The sequence below is a fragment of the Dehalococcoidia bacterium genome, from assembly GCA_035574915.1.
Classification (GTDB): domain Bacteria; phylum Chloroflexota; class Dehalococcoidia; order DSTF01; family WHTK01; genus DATLYJ01.
Genome location: DATLYJ010000132.1, coordinates 1 through 7,020, shown reverse-complemented (window position 1 = coordinate 7,020; position 7,020 = coordinate 1). Strand labels below are relative to the sequence as shown.

The following is a 7,020-nucleotide window of genomic DNA, read 5'->3' as shown; positions in this document are numbered from 1 at the left end:
AGGCGGCACCAAGGGTTGCGCCTGCCGCCGGCGCGGACGTATAAGCCAGGAGACATGAGCGCCGGGCAATCGAATGACGGCCGGTGGAGCCACCACGTGCTGCTAGCGGAGGACATCCCGGCCTACATGGAGCGCATCATCGGCTTGTTCCGGGGCCAGACGTTGCGCTTCATCGGCGCCGCCGACGGACAGGAGGCGATCGAGTACATCGAGGACCTGGCGAGGCCGCTCGACCTGCTGATCACCGACCTCGACATGCCGCGCCGGACGGGATGGCACGTAATCGAGGCGTTGCGGCAGCACCGGGGATCGCACGTGCCCGTGATCATGCAGACGGGAGAGGCGGCCTATCCCTGGGTGGTGCGGCAGGCCGAAGCCCTGGGCATCGTCCTCATAGACAAGAGCCACGTCGACATCCGCCTCGTCGCCGAAACGCATCGGCTCTTGCAGATCGGCGACCAGCAGGTCTCCTAGCGGAGCAGGGCGGCGGCTACCTCCCCCGGCTCTGGCGGGGCGGCGGGAGCTTCGGGGCGGACGGCGAGACCGTAGACGAAGCCGTCCATCACCTGGTGCACCGCCTCGTCCAGGCTCAGGGGCGCGCCCAGGGCGATGCGTCGGGAGAACGTGTGGAGGATGCCCGTGATGGCGAGCACGGTCATTTCCACGCGGACCGGCCGGAACACCCCCTGGTCGATCCCGTCTTGAATGATCTTCTTGAGGGTCTGGCGGAAGGCCCGGTCGGAGTCTTCGACGCGGCGGGCGTACATCTCGCTGCCGAGGCCGAAGAGCTCGCGCGAGAAGAAGGCCCGCAGCGCCTTCAGCGCCGGCTCCTCGCCGGCACCCGCCCAGGCCTCGAGCACCCCCCGCAGCCGCTCCAGGGGCGTGCCCCCCGACTTCAGGGCCTCCTCCACCTGGCGGCGGCGGTACTGGATACTCTCATCGAGGATGGCGCGGTAGAGCCCGCGTTTGCTGCCGAAGTAGTAGTACACCATCGGCGGCGTCGTGCGAGCCTCGCGGCAGATCTCGCGCACGGAGACGGCAGCATAACCCTTCCGGCCGAAGAGTGAGAGCGCGGCGTTATAGATGCGCTCCTTGACGTCGCTCGGCGGCGCCTCCGCTTCTGGTGGGGCCGTCCGCTTTCGTCTCGCCTGGCCGCGGTTGGCCACTCTCGCACCTCGGATCGACAGGATTAGGGAGATTCTGGGCGTTGGAGCCTCGATGGGCAAGCCGCGCCTGCCTTGAGGCCGGTCAGGCGGCAGGCGAGCGGCGGACCTGGTCCCCGCACACTTGTGACTTGACAAGCCCTCGAGCCTCACCATAATTCGCTTAACTATCGTTAAATCGAACCCTCTGCCGGTGAGGCCGGCCTGCCGTCAAGCCCGGCGCTGGGGCTGGAGGCGATGCCGCTGGCGAACCCATCTGAGCACTTCTCCTAGGGCCGCACACATCCGTCGGGGCGCGTCCGGCGTCCCGATGTGTCACACAGGGGGCAGCTCGATGAAAAGCTACTGGTACAAGACCGCCGGGCGTCGCCGCCTTCTCCAGTCGGCGGCAGTCCTAGGCGGTGGCGCGCTCGCCGCCGGAATCGTCGGCTGCGGCGGCGGAGGCGATGACTCGGGCGGAAGGGATGCAGGCGGGCTCCTCAGCAAGCCGCTGGACACTACGAACAAGGCAACCCGCGGCGGCGTTTACCAATACTTCGTAACGACCGAGGCGGCCAACTTCGATGGCATCGCCGGCAACAACGCGGCCGTCTCGGCCCAGGCCGTCTTCGTCTACCCGTTCCTCGTCCGCAACAAGATGGTCAAGTATCCCGCCGCCTACGCCGGCGAGGTCGAGGCGGACGCGGCCGAGTCTTGGGAGATCACCGCAGATGGCCTGCAGTACACGTTCAAGCTGCGGCCCAACGGAAAGCTGGACCCCCGGCCCCCCACGAGCGGACGGCCCTTGGACGCCGCGGACGTCAAATGGAGCTGGGACCTCTTCGCGAGCAAGTCATCGAGCAGGACGATCCTGGCCAACTCTGCGGCCCAGGACGCGCCAATCCAGAGCGTGACCACGCCTGACAACCGCACAGTCGTGATGAAGCTCGCATTCCCGTACGCGCCGCTCCTGCAAATGCTTGCCTACTCCCGCCACCTCCCGATCATGCCTCGCGAGGCCGAAGGAGGCGCGAGCGGCTTCGACCCGCGCGGCGAAATGCGGGGAAGCGGCGCTTTCCGCCTCGAGAAGTACTCGCGCAGCTTGGGCTACGAGTACCGCCGAAACCCGGACTGGTACGACGCCGACAAGATGTACCTGGACGGCGTCGACATCTACATCATCCCCGAGTACGCGACCGGTCTGGCTCAGTTCCGGTCCGGAAACCTTTGGTCCTATGCCGTGAGGGCGGAGGACCTCCTGACTATGAAACGGGACATCCCCCAGTTGCTCCTCATGCAGGAAGAGGCGTTCACCCGCGCGACTACCCCCTGGGTAGGCTTCAGCAACAACCCCGGCCAACCCTTCCGCGACGATCGCGTGCGCAAGGCCGCTTCCATGCTCATCGACAGGAAGCTCTGGGTGGACACCTTTTACAACGTGTCGCCGCTTGCCAGGGAGGGGCTGAACCAGGCTGTCCGCCTCAACACGCACATCTCGAGCGGCGAGGAAGGCATCTGGCTTGACCCTGAAGGGCGAGAACTCGGGGAGGGCGCGAAGTTCTTCCGCTACGACCCGAAGGAAGCAAAGGCTCTCCTGAGGGCGGCAGGCTTCAACAGGACGATCGAGTCCGTCTTTCACTACACGCCGAACGGTTACTCGAGCACCTACGTGAAGCAGGCGGAGGTGCTGAAGGGCATGCTGGAGGCGGAGGGCGATTTCAAGTTCACCTTCAACACGCCCGACTACAGCACTGAATGGCTATCCACGAATCCCGGCAAGTACCACTATGGCAACGGCCGCTACGACGGCATCGCTCAGGGGTCAGCGAACACCTATCCCGAGATCGACGGACATGTCCAGGCTTACTTCCACAGCAAGAGCATTCGCGTCTGGCACGGCTACGAAGACGCGACCCTCGACTCTCTGATCGAGCAGCAGCGCAAGGAGTTGAACCGCGAACGCCGTATCGAGCTGTTGAAGGAGTTCCAGCGTCACACGGCGAAGACCATGCCCTCGCTCATCGCGCCCGGGGCCGCCCTCGGCTTCGCCAACATGGCATGGCCGTTCGTCGGCAATTACCTCCTCTGGCGCGGCGCCGGCAGCGGCCAGCAGACCTACATGTATCGCTGGTACGACCAGTCGAAGAGGACTTAGGACGCGGCCCGAGCGCTTTCGCTGCACCGCGCTCGGGCCTGCGCCGTCAGCGGCCGGGCGCCACTTGCGGTGGCGGCGGCACCCCACCTCGAGAGGCGTCCCTCGAGACCTCACAGGCCGGCTCGAAGAGGCGCGGTCTTGTATGCCGTGAGGCGTCGCGATCGTGTATGCTGCCCGCGTCTCGCACGGGTCGCAATTAGCTCTCGGGGGGAGTGGGCCGGATGCCGCGCAAGACTATCGCGGTCGTCCTCCTGTTAATCGCCGCACTCATCGCCTACTTCCTGCTCCGCGGCGACGATGAGGTAAACGCCGAAGCGAAGTATGACGGCGTCCACCTCTGCTCGCCCAGCCAGCGCGCCGCTGCCGAGGCCGCCGCCACCCGCGCCCCCAGCCCGCGGCCGACCGCGACCCGCGTCCCTACAGCCGACGGCGCCGCCGACGAGCCGCCCCTCTTCGCCCAGAACGACCCCGTCTGGGGCAACCAGGAGTACGACCACGGCGCCAAGCAGGACGTCGGCTGTGGCCGCACCATCGCTGAGTGCGGCTGCGCGATGACCTCGGTGGCCACGGTGCTGCGGCTGTTCAACGTCGTCAACACGCCGGAAGGCGCCGGCCTGAACCCCTCCAGCCTGAACGGCTGGTTCAACCAGAACGCTCAGTTGACCACCTCGGGCTGGGTGAGCCAGGGTTACCAGTACGGCAACGTGGTCTGGACCGCGGTGAACAACCTCACCGCGGCGCTGCCGGCCGAAAACGCGAAGCCGCTGCGCTACAAGGGCTGGGGCAACGGCAGCGAGGCCGAGGTCCGCAGCGAACTCGAGGCCGGCCGGCCCGTGATCCTGGAGGTGCCCGGCCACTTCATCGCCGCCGTTGGCCTCCAGGGCGACCAGATTCTGATCAATGACCCCTTCTATCGAGACCGCACCACTCTGGCCTCTTACCGTGGGAGGGTGAAAAGTAGCAGGCTCTTCCAGCCCAGCGAAGACCGCCGGGCGCTGCTCATCTCCGTGCCGGCTAACATGCGCGTACGGGTCACGGACCCCCAGGGACGTGTCGTCGGCACGCTCACAGGAGGCAGTCCCGCCGAGGCCGAGAAGTCGGCGCAGTCCCAGATTCCCGGCGCCACCTACCGCTTCGAGGAGGCCTGGCGAGACCCGACCTGCACCGAGCGGCCGCCGCCGGACGGGGCCGGCGTGAACACGATCTTCATCCCGAACCCTGAGAAGGGCATCTACAAAGTCGAAGTGGTCAATCCCGGCGGCGATGACTCCGCGTCCGTGGTGTACGCCTACGACATCAACGGCCGGCTGAAGATGGAGACGCGCAGCGGCGGCCGGAACGTCACCTACCAGATCGACTACGACCCCGGAGCGCCCTCCGCGCCCACCACACCCACGCCGACCCCGACCTCCACCGCGGGGGCGACTGCCACGGGGACGCCAACGTCCGCCGGGCAGGCTGTCGCTACCTCCACGCCGCCGCCGGCCCGGGCCACCGCTACGCCGGTGCCGCCGACCGAACCGCCTCCTCCCGCCGACACCGAGACGCCGACGGCCGAGCCGAGCTCGACCCGGACGCCGGCCCCAGCCATGACGATCAGCACTATTACCGCCGTGCTGTCTGAATCACAGGTGGGCACCGGCGCGCCTGGCTGCCATACGACTCTCTCCTGGACGGTCAGTGGCGACCTGGCGGGCATTGTCGAGCTGCGACGCAACGGCGCGACCATCCACGGCACGACCATCGGCCCGAAGTCCTTCCAGGACCAATTCCAGCCCGGGACGTGGACCTACCAGATCCGCGCGACCAACAGCCAGGGTGTGCAGTTCCTCTCCCAGACGGTCACCGTCACCCCGATCTGCGTCACGCTCTTTTCCGTCACTCCGGGATGCAACAACACGGTGAACTGGCAGATCATGGGTACGGCGACCGGTACTGTCCGCGTGCAGAGGCGCGTCTACACGAGTTCCGGGACACCTGTTCCTTCGCCCTGGACGACCTTCCACACAGAGACGTTATCGCCGGCTCCGCGCAGCGTGGTCGACCCGGCCTTCAATGATGACGAGGACTACAGACTCGAGATACTTGTAGGGAGCCGGATTGTTCACACGAACATCATTTACGTTCGAAGGTGTGACTAAGTGGCGATGGCTGGCCGCGAATCGTTGACCCGCCAATCCAATAAAACATATACTCCGGCTCGATTGAGAGAGCCCAAGAGCGGGAGCCGGCCGCAGCGGCTTGGAGGGCCTGGTCCAGGATGAGTCGGGCAGCGATTCGTGTTTCAATCCTCGCCTTTGCGGGCCTCGTCGTGGCAGCCCTAGCTTCGTTAGCGGACCAGGCGTCCACGCCGGGAGAGGCCGCGCCGTGCTGTCTCACCGTGACTTCTCCGACATTTGTCGGTTTCACGGCGTCTGTGAGCTATGGCGTGCAGGATGACCTTGCCGGTACGTCATCGGCCGTGACCGTCACAGGATCCGGTCCGGGGAGATTCTTTTCGGGCGGCATCTTCACGAGGATTCAGGACGCTTTTTCCAACGACTGTGCGCCGACCGGCGTAGGAAGTAACCAGCTTACGTACAGTGCGGACTGCATCAACGATATAGACGACCCTGCGCCAAATGACCCCGGGCCCGAGGAAACAATCGACAGTCACTTCACGAGTGCCGCGTGGCTCTGCACCTCACCCGGGCAGGTGACCTTCTCGATTACCCAGGGCGGCGCCACGATGACCACCACCATGCAGTGCATACCAAGCCCGGCGCCTGGCGGCAGCGCGGCCCCCGCGAGGGTCGCTGTGAGGCTCTCGGTGCCCGCCCAGGCCGTTGAGTGCGGCGCCTCCGTATTCGTACTCGTGATGGTCACCGATGGCGTGGGTAATCCAGTCCCAGACGGAACGCCGGTTAATCTCCTGACGAACTTCGGGACTCTCAACCCAACCTCTACCACAACCCTCTCTGGTGCCGCCAACGTTGTCTACACCGCTCCCCCGGGAGACACGCGCGAAGTCGTCGTGACCGCGGCCGCGGGCGCGGCCTTCGGCGTCGTGGAGTTCAGGGTCACCTGCCCGACGCCGACGCCCTCACCAACGCCCGCCCCCACGGCTACGCCGTCGCCGACAACGGTCGCGCCCGTGGCTGGCGCCGGTACGCCGGGGGCGCCCTCGGCAGCCGCGGCGACAGGCACGGCCCAGGCCGCGGGCGCCGCAGCCGGGACAGGGACAGGCACCGGCACCGGCGTGGGCGTCGGCTTGGGGACCGGGGCGCCGGCCGGCATCCGCCCTCCCTCGACCGGCGATGGCGGGCTCGCGGCGCCGCGGCCGGGACCTGCAGCCGCGATTGCCATCGCTCTCGCCGCCGTCCTCATAGCCCCCATCCTGAGACGACGCCTCTCCTGAGGCCGTCGTCGCGCGCCCGCGGCCGGAGCAGCAGGCGCCGGGCGCAGGCCTGCGCTCCGGCCTCCAGGCGCAACCCAATCAACATTTCCTCAATCTGCCGCTAGTAGTCTTGGCTCTGGACGGAGGTACATCCGCGGATGGACCAGGCAGAGCGTGCCCCGGAGGTAGTCCGCCAGCGGGCGAAGGCCCCTGCGCGCGCGAGTCGCGGGCTCAAGGCGCCTCCCCGTGGTATGGAGCCGCTGGCGCGCATGAACGTGCGCCGCCTGCAGCGCGCGCTGGGGAACTCCGGCTTCGCGCGCCTGATGACCAGCACTAATCGACGCCCG

Annotated in this window: 6 protein-coding genes; 5 read left to right on the top strand and 1 reads right to left on the bottom strand. The window is 67.0% G+C overall.

What is annotated here, in order from left to right; translation table 11 throughout:
- Window positions 1–474, top strand: a 474-nt coding sequence (locus VNN10_12515) for a response regulator (GenBank protein HXH22841.1), incomplete at its 5' end; no start/stop codon positions are given.
- Here the strand turns inward: VNN10_12515 and VNN10_12510 are convergent.
- Complete coding sequence (locus VNN10_12510; GenBank protein ID HXH22840.1) at window positions 471–1,166, bottom strand: TetR/AcrR family transcriptional regulator; 696 nt, start codon at window positions 1,164–1,166, stop codon at window positions 471–473. The two genes, VNN10_12515 and VNN10_12510, sit on opposite strands and share 4 nt — an antisense overlap.
- Window positions 1,167–1,497: 331 nt before the next feature.
- Between VNN10_12510 and VNN10_12505 the strand changes: the two genes are divergently transcribed.
- The 4 genes from VNN10_12505 to VNN10_12490 form a co-directional block, all read left to right on the top strand.
- Complete coding sequence (locus tag VNN10_12505) at window positions 1,498–3,297, top strand: ABC transporter substrate-binding protein (protein HXH22839.1); 1,800 nt, start codon at window positions 1,498–1,500, stop codon at window positions 3,295–3,297.
- A 221-nt stretch (window positions 3,298–3,518) separates the two neighbouring features.
- Window positions 3,519–5,438: a C39 family peptidase gene (locus VNN10_12500; GenBank protein HXH22838.1), complete on the top strand. Its 1,920-nt coding sequence runs from the start codon at window positions 3,519–3,521 to the stop codon at window positions 5,436–5,438.
- Window positions 5,439–6,106: 668 nt separating this feature from the next.
- Window positions 6,107–6,694, top strand: a complete 588-nt coding sequence (locus VNN10_12495; GenBank protein HXH22837.1) for a hypothetical protein — start codon at window positions 6,107–6,109, stop codon at window positions 6,692–6,694.
- 137 nt (window positions 6,695–6,831) lie between these two features.
- Window positions 6,832–7,020 (top strand): hypothetical protein (locus tag VNN10_12490; GenBank protein ID HXH22836.1); only part of this gene is annotated, 189 nt, incomplete at its 3' end.